Raw genomic sequence first — 21,015 nt, forward strand, 5'->3', positions numbered from 1 at the left:
GTCTCCGCCGCAGCGGGAGCGGCCGTCGCCGGCGGCTCGGCCGGCGATGCGGATTGCGGCGCGGCGCGCGCCGCCGGCGGTGCGTCCTGTGCCGGAGCCTGCGCCGGAAGCACGATCGCGATTGCCGAGATCAGGAGGAGCGTGCGCGCGGCGGTCCGCGCGCGGGGAAGGGGACGGTGTCCTGCCTGGACGGGCTGTCCGCCCGTCGTGGATGTACGCATCACAACTGCCTTCGGGTCTTTGCTATTCGGCGGCCGCTCTCAGGGCGGCCGGGGACATCTCCGGAACCAGCAGCCGCCGGCCGCGCGCCTCGACCACTCGGAGCCGGCTGCAGAAGACCTCGCCGATGCGCGCATCGGTGAAGACCTCGTCCGGCGCGCCGTCGGCGACCAGGCTCCCCCGCGAGAACATCAGGATGCGGTCCGCGTAGAGAGCCGCGAGGTTGAGGTCGTGGAGGACGGCGACGGCGCCGCCGCCCGCCTCGGCGTGCGCCTGCGCCAGGTCGAGTATGTGCAGCTGGTGGCCGACGTCGAGGCTCGAGGTCGGCTCGTCGAGGAGCAGCCATCTGTCCGCCGGAGCGTCCGATTCCGATGCGGTTCCGGCCGCGATCTGGCAGAGGACGCGCGCGATCTGGACGCGCTGCTGCTCGCCGCCGGAGAGTTCCTGGAAGAGGCGGCCTCCGAAGCCGGCAAGGTCCACCGCGGAAAGCGCTTCGCGCACGGCGCGCTCGCGTTCGCCCCGGCCGGTCCGGCCTGCCGCCGTCAGCCCGAGCGCCACCACCTCGGCCACCGTGAAGGGGAAGCTGATCTGGCCGGACTGGGAGAGGACGGCGCGCCGCCGGGCGAGTTCGGTTCTCGTGAAGGACGCGAGCGGCCGGCCGTCGAGCGTCACCGAGCCGCCGGCCGGGGCGAGGGCACCGGCGAGCGCGCGCAGGAAGGTCGTCTTGCCGGCGCCGTTCGGCCCGACGAGGACGGTGAGCGCGCCGGGCCGGATGGCGGCCGTGACGGCGCGCACGACCAGGCGGCCGGAAAGGGCGAGGCTGAGGTCGGACGCCGCGAGCATCAGCTTTCGACCAGGGCCCGGCGGCGCAGGAGGAGCCACAGGAAGAACGGCGCGCCGATGAGCGCCGTGACGATGCCGATCGGCAGCTCAGCCGGCGCGACGATCGTGCGGCAGACGATATCGGCGAGCACGAGCAGGCTCGCGCCCGCAAGCGCGCAGGCCGGCAGCAGCAGGCGATGCAGCGGGCCGATCGCGAGCCGCAGGAGGTGCGGGACGACGAGGCCGACGAAGCCGATCGGGCCGGCGACGGCGACCGCCCCGCCGACGGCGGCGGCCACGGCGGCGATGGCGATGCGCTTCACCGCCTCGACGGGGATGCCGAGATAATGGGCTTCCGTCTCGCCGAGGAGGAGCGCGTCGAGCCCGGCCGCGAGCCGCGGCAGCACCGCGAGAACGGCGCCGAAGAGCGGGACGGCGACGGCGAGCTTCCCCCAGGTGGCGCCGCCGAGGCTGCCGAGGCTCCAGAACGTGAAGTCGCGAAGCTGGGCGTCGTCGCTCATGAAGATCGTGAGCCCGACGCCGGCATTCGCGAGCGCGGCGATCCCGATGCCGGCAAGGAGCAGCGTGGCGACGGAGGTGCGCCCGCCGCCGGTGGCGAGCCGGTAGACCGTCACGGTGCTGACGAGCGCGCCGGCGAATGCGGCAAGCGGAAGCGCAAGCACCCGGATCGCGTCCGGGAGCGGGGCGAGCACCGCTCCGCCTCCGACGATGACGATGACGGCGGCGAGCGCGGCGCCCCCGGAGACGCCGACGATGGTGGGGTCGGCGAGCGGGTTGCGGAAGAAGCCCTGCAGCACGCATCCCGAAACGGCGAGCGCGGCGCCCACCACCATGCCGAGCAGGGTGCGTGGCAGCCGGATGTCGAGCACGATGAGCGCGTCGCGCGCCGGCGCGGCGCTGCCGCTCCGGTCGAGGATCTGCGGCAGCGTGGCGAGCGCGCGCGCCGGCGTGAAGCCGCTCGCACCGGCGGAGATCGAGAGGACGGCGACCGCGAGAAGCCCCGCCGCGAGGCACAGGATGACCGCCGCGCCGAGCCGGGTCCTGTCGCCGGCGAAGCGCCCTTGCGGCAGGGCATGCGCGGCGAGGGCCGGCATGGTCATCGGACACCTCCCCCGGTGACGAGGGCGGTTCGGAGCGCCGGCAGCGGCAGGTTCGGATAGAACGCGGCGGCGAGGTCGCGCGCCGCCTGCGCCGTGCGCGGCCCGAAGCCGAGGAGATAGAGCCCGTCCATCGCGACCAGGCGGCCGTTCGCGGCGGCCGGCGTCGCCGCGAGCGCCGGTATCGCCCGGATCTCGTCGAGCGTGGGCTGCGCCTCGGCGCCCCGGTTCATCATCACGATGATCTCGGGCGCCGCCGAGAGCAGCGCCTCGGCGCTCACCTGCTTGTAGCCGGAGAAGCCGGAAAGCGCGTTCCGGGCGCCGGCGAGGCGGAGCATCGCATCGGCCGAGGTGCCCGACCCGGCGGCGAGGACGCGGCCGCCCTGCAGGCTGAGGACGAAGATCGCGGGTACCGGATCCTCGACCTGGGCGACCGCCGTCGCGATCGATTCGAGCTGGCCTGCCGCGCTTTCGGCGAGCGCCCGGCCGGCTTCCGGCGCGCCCGCGGCCTCGGCGACGAAGGCGATCTTCGCCCGCAGGCTCTGCGCATCGCGTGCCGCCGGTGCCCGCTCCAGGCGGACGCCGGAGCCGGCGATGACGGCGACCGCTTCCGGCGGGCCCACATCCGCCTCGGCGATGATCAGCGTGGGATCGAGCGAGAGCACGCCTTCCGCCGAGATCTGCCGGAGATAGCCGACATTCGGCTTCTCCTGCATGGCCTCCGGCGGATAGAGGCTCGTCGTGTCGACCGCGACGATGCGGTCCTCGAGGCCGAGCGCGTAGAGGATCTCCGTCACCGAGCCGCCGAGGGAGACGATCCGCTCGGCCGCCGCCGCCCTGTCCGCCGATGCGAGCCAGGTGCAGGCGAGCATCAGCGCGAGAAGCACCCGTGCACTCATGACCCGACGCTCTCCCGCTCCGCGACGGGCAGGGAGGCGACGAGATGGCGCCAGGCCGGATTTTCCGGCTGTCCCTCGTGGCGCACGCCGAAGAACTGCGCGATCAGCCCCTGGTCGGCTCCGTAGAGCTCGACGGAGGTGATGTGGCCGTCCTTGGTCGGCTTGCGGACCGACCAGACCTCCGCGACGAGGTCGTGGCGGAGATGGAGGTTGAAGCCGGGATCGAGCACGTTGAGCCACGGGCCCATCGGCTTGATGTTGGCGACCGGACCGCTGTGGATCTGGATGCAGCCGCGGTTCCCGACGAAGCACATGATGGGCAGTCCCGAGGCCGCGGCGCCGTCCAGGAGCGCGGGAACCGCCGCATTGTCGAGCCGCTGTACGTATTGCCCGTCGAGGTGGTCGAGGGCGGCGCGGCGGGTGACCGCGTGGCGCCTCAGGAGCGGAAAGAACTCGTGGACGTCCTTCATCCCGTCGAAGTCGCGGCGGAACGCCTCCGCGTCGGCCGGGCCGGCCGAGATCTCGGCCGCCGGCGCCGGCGTCACCGAGAGACGCTCGGGGGCGGGATCCGTGAAGGCTTCCACGAGGCGCTCGAAGGCTGCGACGTCGGAAGCCGGCTTGAGATGGACCTTGAGCACGGCGTCGCCGTGGCTGTCGAAGATCTGGAGGCTGCGGCGCGGCCCCGCTTCGCCGGGCAGGACGACCGCGAAGGCGCAATGCCAGTGGGCCATGAAGAGCCGCAGGTCGATCGCGCCGTTGAGCACGAGGCCGTGGACCGAGCCGAGGCTGATATTGCCGAACGCGCCCACCTTCTCGTGCACCGCGGCTTCGTTGCGTGTGAGCGCCATCACCTCGCCGAGCGCGGGCAGCGCCTGGATGAGCCCGCGCATGTCGCCCCTCAGCCGGACCACCTCCGGGGCGCCGTTCGTCTCGAGAAGCTCGGCCTCGGAGATGCCGGCCGAGCCCGCAAGGTCCCGCGCGCGCATTCCACCCTCAAGCAGCGGCCGCGCCCCGACCCCGGCTCCGCGATCCCGGATTTCCGACTGCATAGAATCCCTCACTTGTTCAGCAGCAGCTTTCCCTGGCGGGTCACCCGCAGGATGTAGCGATCGTTGCCGTGCACGATCACGATCTCGCGCGCCGCGCCGAAGAGCGCCGCGGAATCGAGGGTGCGCGCCGCCTCGTATGGCGGCGCGTCCCGACGTGCCGGTTGGGTTTGTCTGCCACTCACCAGGGCCATCCGCTAAATCTTGACAACACAAGTCATGTTGTTAAGAGGCAGATGCTCCGGGACGGGCATGTCTGTCAAGTGCGGAGCGGCGAGCGAAGGCCGGGGGCCATTAGCCAGCCAGGGTCAACCTTGGGGGCTTCTAAGTGTCGTCACACGCCTTTCGTCGTCGTCTTCTCGCCAGCGCGCTCGTTCTGATGAGCGCCGTACCCGCCGCCGCCCAGGATGGGCAGGATGGGGCTGCGCCCGGGACGGAATCGCAAACCGAAACGGCGGTGGACGGGGTCCTGCTTGATGCGATCACGATCGTGGCGAGCAAGACGGAGGAGCGCTGGATCGATACGCTCGCCTCGGTGAGCGTCGTCGATGCCGAGGACCTTGAGCGGCTTCAGCCCACCAATGCGGCCGACATCTTCTTCGGCATGCCCGGCGTGACGGCCACGCAGGACGCCAATCCCACCTCGATGAACATCAACATCCGCGGCCTGCAGGATTCCGGCCGGGTCGCGGTCGTCGTCGACGGGGCCCGGCGGAACTTCCAGATCAACGGCCACCAGAACGCGGCGCCGATCTGGATCGACCCGGACCTGCTCGACGAGGTGAGCGTCGTCCGCGGCCCCGTGTCGAACATCTACGGCTCGGGCGCGATCGGCGGCGTTGTCTCGTTCGAGACGAAGACCGCGAGCGACTTCCTGCGCGCGGGCGAGACCGCCGCGGCATCCGTGAAGACCCGCTACGAGACGAACGGCGAGGGCTTCACGACGACGGCGACGGCGGCGGCGCGCATCACCGACGCCTTCGACGCGATCGGCAGCTTCACCTATCGCGACAGGGGCGACTATTCGGACGGCGACGGCGACACCGTGCTCGGCACGGGTTTCGAGGTCGTGAGCGGGATGGCGAAGGCCACCATCCGGCCGGCCGAGTTCCACGAGATCACGCTCGGCTGGATCGGCGACGCCGAAACCTGGTCGGACTCGCTCGGCGAGGTCGATACCGATGTCGCGCAGAACACGCTGACCGCCAAGTACACCTATTCGGACCCGGGGAACGACTGGGTCGACCTGACGGCGAGCGTCTACCGGAACCAGACCGAGCTGACGCAGAAGCGCCTCGTCGACGAGGAGTACTTCACCGGATACGACCCGAGCTTCGGGTTCCCGATCTTCGTGACGCTCCCGGCCGGCTCCAGGCGGAACTACGACATCGCGACGACCGGCTTCGACGTCTACAATACGTCGCGGCTCCAGACCGGCGCGCTCCGCCACACCGTCACCTATGGCGGCGACTACTTCGTCGACGAGGTCGACACCGCCGATTCCGGCGGGCTCGACGACGTGTTCAACCCGTCCGGGGACCGCGAGGCCTACGGCGCCTTCGTCCAGGACAGGATCGAGTTCTCGAACTGGCTCGAGATCGTGGGCGCCGTGCGCTACGACGGCTATTCGCTCGACGGCGACGGGGAGGGGAGCAGCGGCGACCGCTTCTCGCCGCGCCTGACGCTCGGCGTCTCGCCCTTCGAGGAGACCGGGCTCCGCGGCCTGCAGGTCTACGGCACCTATGCCGAGGGCTATCGCGCGCCGACGCTCAACGAGACGCTCATCACCGGCCTCCATCCGGTCATCTACGTGCCCTTCACGTTCCTGACGAACCCGGGGCTGAAGCCCGAGACGGCGCGGACCTTCGAGGTCGGCGTGAACGTCAAGCGCGACGGCATCTTCACGGCTGAGGACGGCTTCCGGGCGAAGGCCGCGTGGTTCCACAACCGGGTCTCCGACTATATCGGGATGGTCGGCGTGTCGGCGGCCGAGAATGCGGCCTGCCCGCCCTATCCGAACGACCCGATCCCCGGCATCTCCGACTGCTACCAGTACCAGAACATCGACGAGGCGGAGATCGAGGGCTTCGAGGCGGAGGCCGTCTACGACATGGGCTGGATGTTCACCGGCGTCCGCGGCAGCATCATCCGCGGCGACAATGCCGACACCGACGAGCCGCTCTCCACCATACCGGCCGACCAGGTGACCGGCATGCTCGGCTTCCGCTTCCTGGAGCGCAGGCTCACCGTCGGAGGCGAGCTGCAGTTCGTGGCGAAGCAGGACCGCGTGCCCTCCGACGTGCCGGAGACCGACGGCTATTCGCTGGTCAATCTCTTCGCGAGCTATCAGCCGAACGAGAACTTCCGGCTCGACTTCAGGATCGATAACCTCTTCGACGAGGCCTACGCCAACAATCTGAGCCCGGTCCTCGGCACCCAGCTCGAGGAAGGGTTCAACGCGACGATCGCCGCCACCATCCGGTTCGGCGGCTGAGAGAGAGCGGGGGCGAGCCGGCGGCGGGCGCTCGCGCGGGCGCCCGCCGCTTACGTTGTCGACGCGGCCTCCTCTCGGCCCCCCCTCGGGGACCCGGAGGCGCCTGCGGAGACGGCCCGCGCCGGCCGGCTGCGACCCTTCCGCCGTATGGCTTGTTTCCGGCGCGGCGCTATGCACAGTGCCCTGCGCGCCGCCGCGCCGTCCGGCGCCGCGCGGGCAGGATCGGGACACAGGATTGCGGGTGGGATGAACGCGTCGGACACCTGGCGGATCGGGGTGCTCTTCTCGCAGTCCGGCGTCACCGCCTCGATCGAGCGCACCGAGCTGAACGGAACGCTGCTCGCCATCGAGCAGATCAACGAGCGCGGCGGCGTGCTCGGCCGGAAGCTCGAGGTGATCTCCTACGATCCGGCCTCCGATCCGAAGCAGTTCCGCTCCGCCGCCGAGAAGCTTCTGACGGCCGACCGCGTCCGGCTCGTCTTCGGCTGCTACATGTCGAGCACGCGCAAGGCCGTTCTCCCGGTCATCGAGCGCTATCGCGGGCTTCTGTTCTATCCGACCCTCTACGAGGGCTTCGAATATTCGCCGAGCTGCATCTATACGGGCGCCGCGCCGAACCAGAATTCGCTGCAGCTGGCGCGCTACCTCTTCGACAGCTACGGCAACCGGTTCTTCTTCGTCGGGTCGAACTACGTCTATCCCTACGAATCGAACCGGATCATGAACGACCTTGTCAGCCAGACGCGCGGCAAGGTGCTCGACGAGATCTACGTCCCGCTCGATGCCAGGGCGGAGGATTTCGACCGGGTCCTCAAGAAGGTCGCCAAGGCCCAGCCGGACGTGATCTTCTCCACCGTGGTCGGCCGCGCCACCGCCGTCTTTTACGAGGCCTACCGGCGCGCGGGCTTCGATGCGAGCCGGATGCCGATCGCGAGCCTCACCACCAGCGAGGCGGAAGTGGCCGAAATGTCGCCGGAGGCGGCCGAGGGCCACATCACGGCGGCGCCCTTCTTCGAGACGCTCGGAACCCCGGCGGCGCGCCGCTTCGTCGCGGCCTACAAGGCCCGCTTCGGAGACGAGATGCCGGTGACGGCGTCGGCCGAAGCCGCCTTCTTCCAGGTCCACATGGCGGCGATGGCGCTCGCGCGCGCCGGCACCGACGATCCCGCCGTGCTGCTGCCCGAACTGCGGCAGACCGAATACGATGCGCCGCAGGGCAGGGTGCGGATCGACCCCGAGAACAACCACACCATGCTCTGGCCGCGCGTGGCGCGGCTCGACGCGCAGGGCAAGTTCCGCATCGTCTGGAATCCGGGCGTCCGCGTGAAGCCGGACCCCTATTGCGTCGTGCAGACCCTCGACGATTGGTCCGCGGACGTGCTGCGCACCGGGCAGGCCTGAGGGGGGCGGCGTGTCGATCCAGATCCTCAGGGATCTCCGCGGCCTCAGGGTCCAGGTCGTGCACCCGCCGGACGCCGATGGCGTGGCGCTCGTCGAGCATCTGCGCCGGATCGGCTGCAACGTCGAAGCCCAATGGCCGGTGCCGGACGCCTATGCCGAGACGGCCGACGTGGTTGTGCTCTCCATCGATCCGGAAATGCGCGGCGCGCTGAAGAAGCTCGGCCGCGCCGGCGACGGCTACTTTCCGACCGTCGTCGCGGTCGTCAGCTACGAGGATCCCTCCACCCTCGAACTGGTGCTGAATGTCGGCGCGATGGGCGTGATCGAGCGGCCGATCCGCCCGTTCGGCCTGCTCACCCAGCTCACCGTGGCGCGCAGCCTCTGGCTCGACCGCCGCAGCACGGAACGCAAGCTCCACAAGATGGAGCGCAAGCTGAACGGCATCCACCGGATCCAGAAGGCGAAGGCGATCCTGATGGAGAGCCACGCCATGAACGAGGACGAGGCCTACCAGACGCTCCGGCGCCAGGCGATGGCGAAGCGCGTCTCCATGGACGAGATGGCGAACGCCATCATTCACGCAAATGACCTCTTGAACTTCCGCAAGAATGATGCTTGAGTTCTGAGCGTGCCCGCGAAGTAAGCAACGCGCGGGCCGCGCCGGTCTCACAAGGAGGTGGGACTGGCAAGGCGATGCAGCCCGATCGAGCCGAAAGGCCCGGCGGGCTTTTTTTGTGCCTCGCCTCCGGCGCCGCCGAGGAAGTCGGCGCTGATGCCTCATGACATCGACCTTCCGGGCGCGCGGCCTGCGCAGTCCGGAAAGCCAGGATTTTCGCCGCCGAAGCGCTCCGCGCGTCGGCGATTGTGGGGACGCGCCTCGTTGGGGACGGGGCTGTGATCGGGAGGTTCTGACTATGGTGTTTGACCGCCGCCAGTTTCTGAAGACCGGTGCGCTCGCGGCCACGGCGCTCGCCACGCCGACCTTCTTCCACCGCGCGGCGCGCGCCGCGGACAGCATCCAGGTCGGCGTCCTGTTCTCGCTGACCGGCGGCCTTTCGATCATCGAGAAGTCGCTCGCCGACGCGACCAGGATGGCGATCGAGGAGATCAATGCGGCGGGCGGCGTGATGGGCAAGCCGATCGACATCGTCCTGGAGGACGGCGCCTCCGACCCGAAGACCTATGCCGAGAAGGCGTCGAAGCTCGTCATCCGCGACCGCGTTCCAACCGTCTTCGGCTCCTACACCTCGGCAAGCCGCAAGGCGGTGCTGCCGATCTTCGAGAAGCGCAACAACCTCTACTTCTATCCGACCTATTACGAAGGCTACGAGTGCTCGAAGAACGTGGTCTACACGGGCGCCGTGCCGAACCAGCAGCTTTCCAACTTCATCCCGTGGATCATCAAGAACCTCGGAAAGAAGAAGTTCTTCATCGTCGGGTCGAATTACATCTATCCGCGTGAAATGGCGAAGGTCTGCAAGATCCTGATCGAGGCGAACGGCGCCGAGTGGATCGCCGACGAATATCTCGAGCTCGGGCATTCCGAATGGGGCTCGATGGTCAACAAGATCAAGACGTCGGGCTGCGACGTGGTGCTGTCGAACGTGGTCGGCGACTCGGTCGTCGCCTTCTACCGCGAGTTCAAGAACCAGGGCCTCAGCCACGACAAGCTGCCGATCTGCGCGACGGTGACGTCGGAGATCGAGATCGCGGCGATGGGGCCGGAATATGCGGTCGGGAGCTACACCTCCTTTCCCTATTTCCAGGCGATCGACACGGACACGAACAAGGCGTTCATCGAGCGCTACCGGAAGTTCGTGAACGATCCCAAGGCGGTGACGCATCACGCGCTCGAATCCTCCTATTTCCAGGTCTATCTCTGGAAGCAGGCCGTCGAGAAGGCCGGCGAGGCGACGCCCGAGGCGATCCGGGAAGGCGTGAAGGGCCAGGAATACGACGCCCCGAACGGACACGTGAAGGTCGCGCCGGAGAACCTTCACACCTACCTCACGCCGCGCATCGCCCAGTGGGGCGCGGACGGGCAGGGGACCATCGTCGACGCCTATCCCGAGCCGGTCTTCCCGCTCCCCTATGTCGCCTACGGCGAGACCAAGGAGAACCTGTTCTGCACCGAGAAGGGCCTCGACGTCGCCAAGCTCAAGGGCTGACGGCGTGACCGGCCGCCCCGCTTGCGGCGGGGCGGCCGTCCCGGTCCCGGCATCCGCGATGGAACTCCCGCGATGATCGACGTCCTCTTCATAGGCCTGAGCCTCGCCTCGATCCTGCTCCTGGTGGCGCTCGGGCTGGCGATCACCTACGGCGCCATGGGGGTCATCAACATGGCCCATGGCGAGCTGGTGATGGTCGGCGCCTACACCACCGTCATGAGCGGCATCTGGCTCAAGCTGGGATTCCTCGCCTCCATTCCGATCGCGTTCCTGGTGGCCGCCGGCCTCGGCTGGCTGATCGAGCGCCTCGTCGTGCGCTGGCTCTACGGGCGGCTCCTCGACACGCTGCTCGCCACCTGGGGCGTCGCGATCCTGATCCAGCAGGCGGTCCGGCTCGAATTCGGCCTCTCCTTTCTGGGGATCCACGTCCGCGGCCTCGGGCCCGGGCTCCAGAACGTCTCCGTGCCCGGCTTCCTGCAGGGCACGTTCACGATCGGCGATCTCGGGATCAACACCTACCGCGCCTTCATCATCCTGGTGACGGCGGCGCTTACCGTCCTCACCTGGTTCATCCTCTACCGCACGCCGATCGGCATGCAGGTGCGCGCCATCATCCGCAATCCGAAGATGGCTGCCGCCTGCGGCATCGACGTCGACCGCGTCAACGCGCTCACCTTCGCCTATGGATCCGGCCTCGCCGGGATCGCCGGGGTCATGATGTCGGGCTTCAAGACGGTGTTTCCCGACATGGGCACCTCGATGGTGGTCGACGGCTTTCTCGTCGTGGTCGTCGGCGGCGTCGGCAGCCTCGCCGGCTCGGTCCTGTCGGCCGGCCTCCTCGGCGAGATCAACGGGCTCGTCGCCTCCGGCACCAACGACATCCTCGCGCGCGCCGTCGTGTTCGCCGTCGTCATCCTCATCATCGTCCTGAAGCCGCAGGGCCTCTTCTCCTACAAGGGACGCTAGACGTGCTCACGCTGCGGAAGCTCGATATCGCGGCCTACGTGATCTTCATCGTGCTGATCATGCTGGCGCCGCTCGTGTTCGATCCGTTCTGGCTCAACCGGATCGCCAAGTACCTGGTCTACGGCATGCTCGGCGTCGCCATCGCCCTCTCCTGGGGCTATGCCGGCATCCTCAATCTCGGCCAGGGCCTGTTCTTCGGCATCGGCGCCTACATGCTGGCGATGTCGCTGAAGCTCGCGAGCCCGACCAGCCTGGCGCAGGGCTCCGACACGCCGGTGCCGGACTTCATGCTCTGGAACGCGGAGCCGGGCGCGCCGACGGCGCTCTGCTGCATCAACCGCGGCTCCTTCCTGTGGATGCCGTTCCAGTCGCAATGGTTCGGCATGGCGATGGGGATCCTGCTGCCCGTCGCGCTCGCGTCCCTGATCGGCTGGGTCATGTTCCGCAAGCGCATCTCGGGCGTGTTCATCTCGATCATCACGCTCGCGCTGGTGCTCCTCGTGCGCCTGGTCGTCATCGACGCGCAGCCGCTCACCAACGGCTTCAACGGCCTGACCGATCTCGGCTGGCTGACGATCGCGGGCTTCGAGTTCGACCCCTATGTCGTGCCGACCTACTACCTCGTGGCGATCTCGCTTGCGCTGGTGCTCGTTGCGGCGCGGCTTCTCATCGAGACCCGGGCCGGGCTCATCCTCCAGGCGATCCGCGACGACGACCGCCGCGCCCGCTATCTCGGCTTCGACGTCCCGATCTACCAGCTCTTCTTCTTCGCAGTCTCGGCGGGCATAGCGGGCCTTGCGGGCATGCTCTACGTCGTCGCCTCGGAATTCGCCTCGCCCACCTTCATGGACCTCGCCTTCTCGATCACCATGGTGGTCTGGGCGGCGGTCGGCGGCCGCGCCTCGCTGCTCGGCGCCTGCATCGGGGCGATCCTCATCAACACGATCGAGGCGACGGTGAGCGAGACCGAGGCCTTCGTGGAGGCCTGGAAGGCGATCATCGGCCTCATCTTCATCCTCGTCGTGATCTTCCTGCCGCGCGGTCTCGCCGGCCTGTCGACCGACATCGCGGAATGGGCCCTCGCGCGGCTGCCGAAGGGCGTCGCCCCGCGCGGCGCGGCGCCTCGGCGCGACGTGCAGCCGGCCGAATAGGGGAGGCGGCGGATCATGGCGGAACCTGCAGCGCTCACCGTCGAGGCCCTGGCCGTCGATTTCAACGGCCTGCGCGCGGTCGACGGCGTCTCGATGGTGGTGGAGAAGGGCGAACTGCGCGTGCTGCTCGGCGCCAACGGCGCCGGCAAGACGACGCTGATGGACCTCGTCAGCGGCAAGACGAAGAGCACCGAAGGACGCGTCTTCCTCTACGACGCCGAGATCACGAACTGGGAGGAGCACCGCGTCGCGCGGGCCGGGATCGGCCGCAAGTTCCAGATCCCGAGCGTGTTCAAGGATCTGACGGTGCGCCGCAATCTCGAGGTTGCGAGCTGCGAGAAGACCGGCGTGCTCGCCAATCTCGGGTTCGGATTCTCCTCCGACGCGGAAGCGCGCGTCGGCGAAGTGCTGAGGCTCGTGGGCCTGGAAGAATTGGCGGACCGTCCGGCCACGAGCCTCAGTCACGGCCAGACGCAATGGCTCGAGCTCGGCATGCTGATCGTCCAGAACCGGAGCGTCCTGCTCCTCGACGAGCCGACGGCCGGGATGACGCAGGCCGAGACGCACAAGACCGCCCAGCTCATCAACCGGCTCAAGGGCCAGCACACGATCCTCGTCGTCGAGCACGACATGGCCTTCGTACGCGAGATCGCCGAGCGCATCACGGTGATGCATCTCGGCCGGGTGCTCGCCGAGGGGTCGGTCGCCGAGATCGAGCAGAACGAGGATGTCCGCCGCGCCTATCTCGGCTCGGCGGTGATCCACGGACAGCCGGAGCCGCCATGCTGACGCTCGCCAATGTCGACAGCTTCTACGGCCGCAGCCACGTCCTCCACGCCGTGACGGCCGAGTTCGCGGGCGACGCCATCACGGCCGTGCTCGGGCGCAACGGCACCGGCAAGACGACGCTGCTCAAGACGCTCATGGGCCTCACCGACCGGATGACCGGCGAGATCCGGATCGACGGGACTGAGATCGGCTCCGCGCCGCCGCATGTGCGGGCCCGGAGCGGCATCGCCTATGTCCCGCAGGGCCGCGAGATCATCCCGGACTTCACGATCCGGGAGAACATCCTGATGGGCGGCTTCGCGCGCCGCGACGGCAGGCGCGTCATCCCCGATCTCGTGCCGGAGCTCTTTCCGTACCTGATGGAGAATCTCGACCGCCGCGGCGGCGTGCTCTCCGGCGGCCAGCAGCAGCAGCTCGCGATCGCGCGCGCGCTCGCCGCCGACCCCAAGATCCTGCTGCTCGACGAGCCGACGGAGGGCATCCAGCCGAACATCGTCGAGGAGATCGAGGAGATCATCATCCGCCTCAACCGCGAGGCCGGGATGACGGTGATCCTCGTCGAGCAGAAGGTCGACTTCGCCCGTCGCGCGGCCATGGGCTTCGCGATGATGGAGAAGGGACGCGTCATCGCTGCGGGCCCGATCGCAGGCCTCAGCGACGATCTCGTGCACCGCCACATGGCGGTCTGAGCAACCGGGCGGAAGCCCATCCAGATCCGAGACCGGAGGAGGATCATGCTACACGGCGACATTTCCAGCAGTAACGATACGGTCGGCGTCGCGGTCGTGAACTACAAGATGCCGCGGCTCCACACCAAGGCCGAGGTGATCGAGAACGCGAACAAGATCGCCGAGATGATCCAGGGGATGAAGCTCGGACTGCCCGGGCTCGACCTGGTCATCTTCCCGGAATATTCGACGCACGGCATCATGTACGACTCCAAGGAGATGTACGACACGGCGTCGAGCGTGCCCGGCGAGGAGACGGAGATCTTCGCGGAGGCGTGCCGGAAGGCGAAGGTGTGGGGCGTGTTCTCGCTGACCGGCGAGCGCCACGAGGAGCACCCGAAGAAGGCGCCCTACAACACGCTCATCCTCATGAACGACGAGGGCGAGATCGTCCAGAAGTACCGCAAGATCATGCCCTGGGTGCCGATCGAGGGCTGGTATCCGGGCAACTGCACCTATGTCTCGGAAGGGCCGAAGGGCCTCAAGGTCAGCCTGATCATCTGCGACGACGGCAACTATCCCGAGATCTGGCGCGACTGTGCCATGAAGGGCGCCGAGCTCATCGTCCGCTGCCAGGGCTACATGTACCCGGCGAAGGAGCAGCAGGTGGTCATGGCGAAGGCCATGGCCTGGGCGAACAACGTCTATGTCGCGGTCGCCAACGCCGCGGGCTTCGACGGCGTCTACTCCTATTTCGGCCATTCGGCGATCGTCGGCTTCGACGGCCGCACGCTCGGCGAATGCGGCGAGGAGGAGTACGGCATCCAGTACGCCCAGCTCTCCAAGTCGCTCATCCGCGACGCGCGCAAGAACATGCAGTCGGAGAACCACCTCTTCAAGCTCGTGCACCGCGGCTACACCGGCATGATCAATTCCGGCGACGATTCCCGCGGCGTCGCGGCCTGTCCCTACGACTTCTACAAGAAGTGGATCACCGATCCGGACGGCACGCGCGAGATGGTCGAGGCGCTGACCCGCCCGGCCGTCGGCACCGAGGAATGCCCGATCGAGGGCATCCCAACCAAGAAGACGGCTCACCGCTAGGCCGGACGGCCGATCGCCTGGTACGCCGTGCAGACGGGCATCACCGGCGCACTGGTGAGCCCGACCTTCCCCGCCGGCTGGACGGCGGGCGGGCTGCCCGTCGGGCTCCAGGTCATCGGCCGGCATCTCGGCGATCCGCTGGTCCTTAAGGCCTCGGCCTGCGTCGAGCGCGCGCGGCCGTGGCAGGGCCGGCGCCCGCCGGTCCTCGATTCGTGACCGGAGCGAGATGGCCGGGCCGTGCCGCGCGGACCGACACAGAGGAGACCTTTGGAACGATGCTTCTGATTGAGCGCGTGCTCGGCAGCCGTCTGGACCCGGCGATCTCGGCGAAGCTCCACGAACTGGAACATCAGGGTCTCGTCGACGAGGTGAACCTCGCGACCGCCGACCTCGCGCGCCGGCGCATGCGCGTCACGAGCAGGGCCGGCCGCGACGTGGCGATCCAGCTCTCGCGCGCCGAGCATCTCTTCGACGGCGCCGTACTCCATCTCGATGCCGAGGGGGCGATCCTGGTGCGCGTGGCGGAGGAGCGGTGGCTCCGGCTGACGCCGCGCTCGATCGCCGATGCCGTCGCGCTCGGCTATCACGCCGGCAATCTCCACTGGCGCGTGCGCTTCGAGGGCGAGGCGCTCCTCGTCGGCCTCGAGGCGCCGGTCGACGATTATCTGGAGCGGCTCGGCGACCTCGTGACGGAGCGGCGCGTCATCCCGGCCGTGGTGGCCTCGGCCGAGGCGGCCTGATGCGCCATCTCCTGCTCGCCTTCCAGCACGCCGACAGCGCCTTCCCGAGCGGGTCCTTCGCCTTCTCGAACGGCGTCGAGGGGGTGGCGGCGGCGGGCGCCCGGCTCGACCCGGCCGGGCTCGGCCTCCTCCTCGACCAGATCCTCAGGCACCGCTGGGCGAGCTTCGACCGGATCGCGCTTGCCCGCGCGCACCGCGCCGCGCCCGATCTAGGCGCCCTCGCAGCGCTCGATGCGGAAATCGAGGCGGCGAGCCTCTGCGCGCCGCTGCGCGACGGCTCGCGCCGGAACGCCGCGGCCCTCCTCGCCGCGCATCTGCGCATCGGCACGCCGGGCGCGGAGGACCTCCGGGCCGCGATGCGCGCCGGGTCACTCCGCGGCCATCTCGCCGTGGTGCAGGGCTTCCTCTGGCGCGCGCTCGGCCTCGACGAGCCGGCGGCGCTCGCAATGTCCGCCTATGGTGCCGCCATGGGTGCCGTCACGGCCGCGGTCCGGCTCGGCGCGATCGGCGCCATCGCGGCGCAGCCGGTTCTCGCGGAGGCGCTCCGCCGCGCGGCCGATCTTGCCGAGGCGCCCGTCCCGGCGGCGGCGCGGCTTGCCGCCTTCCTGCCCTTCGTGGAGATCGCCGCGGCGCGGAACGAAGCCGCCGATCTCAGGCTCTTCGCCAGCTGATCCGAGGAGAGACCGGTGCTTCTGACGCCGACCGAACTGGAACGCCTGACGATCTTCACGGCCGCCGAGCTCGCGCGGAAGCGCCGCGCGAAGGGCCTGAAGCTCAATTATCCCGAGGCCGTCGCCCTCGTTTCCGACGAGATCCTGGAAGGCGCGCGCGAGGGGCGCGGCGTCGCCGAGCTGATGGGCTACGGCTCGACCATCCTGACGAGCGAGGACGTCATGCCGGGCGTTCCGGCCATGCTCGAGATCCTGCAGGTGGAGGCCGTCTTCCCCGACGGCACCAAGCTCGTGACCGTCCACCAGCCGGTCCGGCCGGCCGAGGGCGCGCCGGCGGACGCGCTCGTCCCGGGCGCGATCCGCGCTGCCGACGGCGAGCTGGAGCTCTCGGCCGGGCGCGAGCGGCGCACGCTGGCCGTCGTGAACACCGGCGACCGTCCGATCCAGGTCGGCTCGCATTACCACTTCTTCGAGACGAACCGGGCGCTCGAGTTCGACCGCGCCGCCGCGCTCGGCTTCCACCTCGACATCCCGGCCGGCACCGCCGTCCGCTTCGAACCCGGGCAGCGCAAGGACGTGACGCTCGTCGCCTTCGGCGGCGCCCGCGCGCTCACCGGCCTCAACAACCTGACGGCGGGCGACACGGAGACGGGAGCGGCGCTCGCCCGCGCCCGCGCCGCCGGCTTCAGGGGAGCCTGACGATGGCGATCATCTCGCGCGCGGAATATGCCGCGCTCTACGGCCCGACCACGGGCGACAGCATCAGGCTCGGCGACACCTCGCTCTATGCCGTCGTCGAGAAGGACCATGCGGTCTATGGCGACGAGTGCCTGCACGGCGGCGGCAAGACGCTCCGCGACGGGATCGGCCTCGCCGCCGGCGTCACGAGCGCCGAGGGCGCGCTCGACATGCTCCTCTGCAACGTCACGGTCATCGACCCGGTGCTCGGGATCGTGAAGGGCGATCTCGGCATCCGCGACGGGCGCATCGTCGGGATCGGCAAGGCCGGCAATCCGGCCATCATGGACGGCGTCGATCCGCGCCTCGTCGTTTCCGCGGCGACCACGGTGCGCGATTGCGAGGGCCTCGTCGCGACGCCGGGGGCGATCGACGTCCACGTCCATTTCGACAGCGCCCAGCTCTGCGACCACGCCATCGCCTCCGGCATCACCACCATGCTCGGCGGCTCGCTCGGGCCGATCACGGTCGGCATCGATTCCGGCGGCCCCTTCAATGTCGGCAAGATGCTGCAGGCGGCGGAGGCCTGGCCGATCAATTTCGGCTTTCTCGGACGCGGCAATTCGCACCGCCCCGCCTCGCTCGTGGAACAGCTCGAGACCGGCTGCCTCGGCCTCAAGATCCACGAGGACTGGGGCGCCATGCCGGCGACCATCGACGCCTGCCTCGCCGTCGCCGACGAGCTCGACTTCCAGGTCCAGCTCCACACCGACACGCTGAACGAATCCGGCTTCGTGGAGGATACGCTCGCGGCGATCGCCGGCCGCACCATCCACATGTACCACACCGAAGGCGCGGGCGGCGGCCATGCGCCGGACATCATCCGCGTCGCCGGCATCGCCAACTGCCTGCCCTCGTCGACCAATCCGACCAATCCCTACACGGTCAACACATTCGACGAGCATCTCGACATGACGATGGTGTGCCACCACCTCAATCCGGCCATCCCGGAGGACGTCGCCTTCGCCGAGAGCCGGATCCGGGCGCAGACGATCGCCGCGGAGGACGTGCTGCACGATATCGGCGCGATCGCGATGCTCGGCTCCGACAGCCAGGGCATGGGCCGCATCCACGAGGTGATCTGCCGGACCTGGCAGCTCGCCTCGAAGATGAAGGACCAGCGCGGGCCGCTGCCGGAGGAGCGGCCGGGCTTCGGCGACAATGCCCGCATCCGCCGCTACATCGCGAAATACACGATCAACGCCGCGCGCACCTTCGGCATCGCCGACCATGTCGGCTCGCTCGAGGACGGCAAGATGGCCGACATCGTCGTCTGGCGGCCGGCCTTCTTCGGCATCAAGCCGGAGCTGGTCGTGAAGGGGGGCTTCATCGCCTGGGGCGCGATGGGCGATTCCGCCGCCTCGCTGATGACCTGCGAGCCGCTCCTGATGCGCCCGCAATGGGGCGCCTTCGGCGTCGCGAAGCAGGCGCTCTCGGCCTGCTTCGTGAATCCCGCCGCGATCGCGCGCGATCTCGCCGGCAGGCTCGGGCTCCGGAAGGCGCTGCTGCCGGCCCGCGGCACGCGCACGCTCTCCAAGGCCGACATGCTCTGGAACGAGGCCTGTCCCGAGATCCGCGTCGACCCGCAGACCTTCGACGTTTTCGTGGACGGCGCGCTCGCCACCTGCGCGCCTGCGGCCGAGCTGCCGCTCGCGCAGCGCTACATGCTCCGGTGACGGCCATGGTGGCGCTCGGGCCTGGACCCCAGGGCTCGTCCCAGGACGGCGTCGGCGCGGCGGCGCGGATCGGCATCGGCGGGCCGGTCGGCTGCGGCAAGACCGCCCTCATCGAGCGGCTGATCCCGCTGCTTCAGGCGCGCGGCGTCGATTTCGCGGTGGTGACGAACGATCTCGTCACAAAGGAGGATGCCGAGCGCCTCCGCCGCTCCGGGCTGATCGATCCGGCGCGCGTCGCCGCCGTCGAGGCGGGGGCCTGTCCGCATACCGTGATCCGCGAGGACCCGACGCTCAACATCGCCGCCGGCGACGAGCTCGAGGCGCGCTTTCCCGGCCTCGAGCTGATCCTCTTCGAATCGGGCGGCGACAATCTCGCCTCGACCTTCTCGCTCGACCTCGTCGATTGGTGGGTCTTCGTGATCGATGTGGCAGGCGGCGGCGATATCCCGCGCAAGCGCGGGCCGGGCGTCATCCGCAGCGATCTCCTCGTCGTCAACAAGGTCGATCTCGCGCACCATGTCGGTGTCGATCTCGAGGCGATGCTCGGGGAGGCCCGCGGCGTGCGGGCGGGGCGTCCGGTGCTTGCCACGAATGCCCGGACCGGCGAGGGCGTCGACGCGCTGGTCGAGGCGATCGTCCACGCCGTGCTCTTCACCCGGTGAACGCGCCCGCCTTCGACGTCCGGGCCTCCGGTGCCGCCGTCGCGGGCCGCGCCGCCAAGGCAGGGCTCCGCTTCGCGCTCGCCGGCGGGCGGACCGAGCTCGTCCGCCAGCACGTGCCCTATCCCTTCCACGTCACGCGGCCGTTCCGGCTCGACCGCGCGCGGCCCGAGATCGCGACGCTCTATCTCCAGTCCGCGTCGGGCGGGCTCTATCGCGGCGACGACCTTTCGCTCGACCTTTCGCTCGGCGCCGGCGCCGTGGCCCATGTCACGACCCAGGCCTCGACGCTCGTCCACGAGAGCCGCGGCGCGCCGAGCCGGCAGGCGGTCCGGATCGCCGCCGCCCCGGGCTCGAGGCTCCTCTACACGCCCGATCCGATGATCCTGATGCCCGGCGCCGCCTATGAGGGCCGCACCCGGATCGCGCTCGCCGACGGCGCGGCCGCAATCGTGAGCGAGGGCGTGTTCGCGCACGATCCCGCCGGCGCGGGCCGGCCCTTCGCGCATTTCATGCTCGAGACCGAGATGGTGGATGCGGCCGGCAGGGTCGTCGCCTGCGACCGCGGCGGGCTCGCCGGGGCCGATTTCGCTGCCGCGGCTTCGCCGCTCGGGCCCTATCGCGCCTATGGGGCGCTGTTCCTCTTCGCCGGCGGCGCGGCGGATGCGCCCCGGCTTCCGGCGGCGCTCCCCGGCGAGCTCGCCCGGCTCGGGCTCTTCGCGGCGCTCTCGGCCCTGCCGAACGGGGCCGGCGAGAGCCTGCGCATCCTCGCGCCCGATGGCGGCCGGCTCGCCGAGGGGCTAGCGCACGCCGCCATGCGCGCCTTCGAGGCGCTTTTCGGCGTCGCCCCGGCGCCGCGGCGGAAGTGAGGCCTCAGGCGCGCGCCAGCCGGAAATAGAGATCGGCGAGGCGCTGCGGCAGCTCGGTCAGGCGCCGCACCGGCATGTGGTTCGCCGCGCCGAAGATGCGGGCGCCCGAGCCGACGCCGCTTGGGTCGAGCGTCACGCCGAACGTGTCGATGCCCGCCGTCCGGAGCTTCGCCACGGCGCGCCGCGCGTCCTCCACGAGATCCTCCGGATCCTCCACGTCGATATCGGAGGGCTCGCCGTCGGTGAGCACGATCAGGAGCTTGCGGAAGGCGCGGATCGCCGCGAGTTCGGCCCCCGAATGGCGGAGCGCCGCGCCGAGCCGCGTCGAGAGGCCGGGCTCCAGCCCGGCGAGGCGGGCGCGCGCCTGCCCTCCGTAGGGTTCGGCGAATTCCTTCAGGCGGAGGAGCCGCACGTCGTCCCGGCCGGAGGACGCGAAGGCGCGGAGCGCGAGCGGATCGCGGAGCGCGTCGAGCGCCTCGGCGAGGAGCGCGACGGCGGTGCGCTCGATGTCGAGCACGCTCTCGCCTGCGGCGGTCGCCCGCGCGCGCGTCGATTCGGAGACGTCGACGAGCACCATGACGGCGAGGTCGCGGTCGCGGCTCGTGCTGGAGCGGAAGATGCGCGTGTCCGGCGTCGTGCCGCTGCGGATCGCGATCGCCGCGTCGATCGCCGCGTCGAGGTCGATCTCCGCTCCTTCCGCCTGCCGGCGCAGCCGGACGTGGCGGCCGACCTTGGCGGCGCGCACGAGCCGGGCTAGGCGGGCGCGGACGTCGGGCTCGCGGTCGAGCGCCGCTTCGAGCCGGCGCGGATCGCCGGC

Annotated in this window: 22 protein-coding genes and 1 pseudogene; 16 read left to right on the forward strand and 7 right to left on the reverse strand. The window is 69.7% G+C overall.

All coding sequences use genetic code 11. From position 1 onward, the window contains the following. From E4O86_RS23255 to hemP, 6 genes are all read right to left on the reverse strand, one after another. The coding region (locus E4O86_RS23255) for a hypothetical protein (RefSeq protein ID WP_205520939.1) at positions 1-221 on the reverse strand (221 nt) is incomplete at its 3' end. A gap of 22 nt (positions 222-243) precedes the next feature. Beyond that, positions 244-1,062 (reverse strand): heme ABC transporter ATP-binding protein, encoded by an 819-nt coding sequence (locus E4O86_RS17090; protein ID WP_161141765.1) that lies wholly within the window; start codon positions 1,060-1,062, stop codon positions 244-246. Continuing rightward, a complete protein-coding gene (locus E4O86_RS17095) occupies positions 1,062-2,162 on the reverse strand; it encodes a FecCD family ABC transporter permease (protein ID WP_161141766.1) in 1,101 nt (366 codons plus the stop codon). Before E4O86_RS17095 ends, E4O86_RS17090 begins: the two co-directional genes overlap by 1 nt. Next, complete coding sequence (locus E4O86_RS17100) at positions 2,159-3,058, reverse strand: heme/hemin ABC transporter substrate-binding protein (RefSeq protein ID WP_161141767.1); 900 nt, start codon at positions 3,056-3,058, stop codon at positions 2,159-2,161. The genes E4O86_RS17095 and E4O86_RS17100 overlap by 4 nt, the downstream gene beginning before the upstream one ends. Further along, entirely contained in the window at positions 3,055-4,044 is a 990-nt protein-coding gene (locus tag E4O86_RS17105) for a hemin-degrading factor (RefSeq protein WP_161141768.1), read from the reverse strand. Before E4O86_RS17105 ends, E4O86_RS17100 begins: the two co-directional genes overlap by 4 nt. 71 nt (positions 4,045-4,115) lie before the next feature. Continuing rightward, positions 4,116-4,289 carry a hemin uptake protein HemP gene (gene hemP, locus E4O86_RS17110; RefSeq protein ID WP_246206460.1) on the reverse strand — a complete coding sequence of 58 codons (174 nt, stop codon included), beginning with the start codon at positions 4,287-4,289 and terminating at the stop codon, positions 4,116-4,118. A 272-nt stretch (positions 4,290-4,561) separates the two neighbouring features. On the opposite strand from hemP, the gene E4O86_RS17115 reads away from it, so the two are divergent. The 16 genes from E4O86_RS17115 (at position 4,562) to E4O86_RS17190 (ending at position 20,198) form a co-directional block, all read left to right on the forward strand. Then, on the forward strand, positions 4,562-6,598 hold the full coding sequence (locus E4O86_RS17115; RefSeq protein ID WP_343039184.1) for a TonB-dependent hemoglobin/transferrin/lactoferrin family receptor: 2,037 nt from the start codon (positions 4,562-4,564) through the stop codon (positions 6,596-6,598). 246 nt (positions 6,599-6,844) lie between these two features. After that, entirely contained in the window at positions 6,845-7,999 is a 1,155-nt protein-coding gene (locus tag E4O86_RS17120) for a transporter substrate-binding domain-containing protein (RefSeq protein ID WP_161141771.1), read from the forward strand. 10 nt (positions 8,000-8,009) lie between these two features. Next, entirely contained in the window at positions 8,010-8,618 is a 609-nt protein-coding gene (locus E4O86_RS17125) for an ANTAR domain-containing protein (RefSeq protein WP_161141772.1), read from the forward strand. Positions 8,619-8,913: 295 nt separating this feature from the next. Further along, a complete protein-coding gene (locus tag E4O86_RS17130; RefSeq protein WP_161141773.1) occupies positions 8,914-10,167 on the forward strand; it encodes an ABC transporter substrate-binding protein in 1,254 nt (417 codons plus the stop codon). Between the two features lie 72 nt (positions 10,168-10,239). Then, positions 10,240-11,133 carry an urea ABC transporter permease subunit UrtB gene (gene urtB / locus E4O86_RS17135; protein WP_161141774.1) on the forward strand — a complete coding sequence of 298 codons (894 nt, stop codon included), beginning with the start codon at positions 10,240-10,242 and terminating at the stop codon, positions 11,131-11,133. Positions 11,134-11,192: 59 nt separating this feature from the next. Further along, entirely contained in the window at positions 11,193-12,284 is a 1,092-nt protein-coding gene (urtC, locus tag E4O86_RS17140) for an urea ABC transporter permease subunit UrtC (RefSeq protein WP_205520942.1), read from the forward strand. 15 nt (positions 12,285-12,299) lie between these two features. Further along, on the forward strand, positions 12,300-13,073 hold the full coding sequence (gene urtD, locus E4O86_RS17145; RefSeq protein WP_161141776.1) for an urea ABC transporter ATP-binding protein UrtD: 774 nt from the start codon (positions 12,300-12,302) through the stop codon (positions 13,071-13,073). Further along, positions 13,067-13,762, forward strand: coding sequence for an urea ABC transporter ATP-binding subunit UrtE (urtE, locus tag E4O86_RS17150; protein WP_161141777.1), 696 nt, complete (start codon positions 13,067-13,069; stop codon positions 13,760-13,762). Before urtD ends, urtE begins: the two co-directional genes overlap by 7 nt. Before the next feature lie 45 nt (positions 13,763-13,807). Next, entirely contained in the window at positions 13,808-14,845 is a 1,038-nt protein-coding gene (locus tag E4O86_RS17155) for an aliphatic amidase (protein ID WP_161141778.1), read from the forward strand. Between the two features lie 27 nt (positions 14,846-14,872). After that, positions 14,873-15,061, forward strand: coding sequence for a hypothetical protein (locus E4O86_RS17160; RefSeq protein WP_161141779.1), 189 nt, complete (start codon positions 14,873-14,875; stop codon positions 15,059-15,061). 59 nt (positions 15,062-15,120) lie between these two features. After that, positions 15,121-15,585: an urease accessory protein UreE gene (gene ureE / locus E4O86_RS17165; protein WP_161141780.1), complete on the forward strand. Its 465-nt coding sequence runs from the start codon at positions 15,121-15,123 to the stop codon at positions 15,583-15,585. After that, positions 15,585-16,256, forward strand: coding sequence for an urease accessory protein UreF (locus tag E4O86_RS17170; protein WP_161141781.1), 672 nt, complete (start codon positions 15,585-15,587; stop codon positions 16,254-16,256). The genes ureE and E4O86_RS17170 overlap by 1 nt, the downstream gene beginning before the upstream one ends. A 15-nt stretch (positions 16,257-16,271) precedes the next feature. Continuing rightward, positions 16,272-16,955, forward strand: coding sequence for an urease subunit gamma (locus tag E4O86_RS17175; RefSeq protein WP_161141782.1), 684 nt, complete (start codon positions 16,272-16,274; stop codon positions 16,953-16,955). A gap of 2 nt (positions 16,956-16,957) precedes the next feature. Then, positions 16,958-18,670: an urease subunit alpha gene (gene ureC / locus E4O86_RS17180; RefSeq protein ID WP_161141783.1), complete on the forward strand. Its 1,713-nt coding sequence runs from the start codon at positions 16,958-16,960 to the stop codon at positions 18,668-18,670. Positions 18,671-18,675: 5 nt separating this feature from the next. Then, positions 18,676-19,332, forward strand: a complete 657-nt coding sequence (gene ureG, locus E4O86_RS17185; protein ID WP_161141784.1) for an urease accessory protein UreG — start codon at positions 18,676-18,678, stop codon at positions 19,330-19,332. Further along, positions 19,329-20,198, forward strand: a complete 870-nt coding sequence (locus E4O86_RS17190) for an urease accessory protein UreD (protein WP_161141785.1) — start codon at positions 19,329-19,331, stop codon at positions 20,196-20,198. Before ureG ends, E4O86_RS17190 begins: the two co-directional genes overlap by 4 nt. Positions 20,199-20,202: 4 nt before the next feature. Here the strand turns inward: E4O86_RS17190 and E4O86_RS17195 are convergent. Next, a pseudogene (locus E4O86_RS17195) lies at positions 20,203-21,015 on the reverse strand (VWA domain-containing protein); the annotation flags it as partial.

This window comes from Propylenella binzhouense (assembly GCF_009866965.1).
GTDB classification, from domain to species: Bacteria; Pseudomonadota; Alphaproteobacteria; order Rhizobiales; family Afifellaceae; genus Propylenella; species Propylenella binzhouense.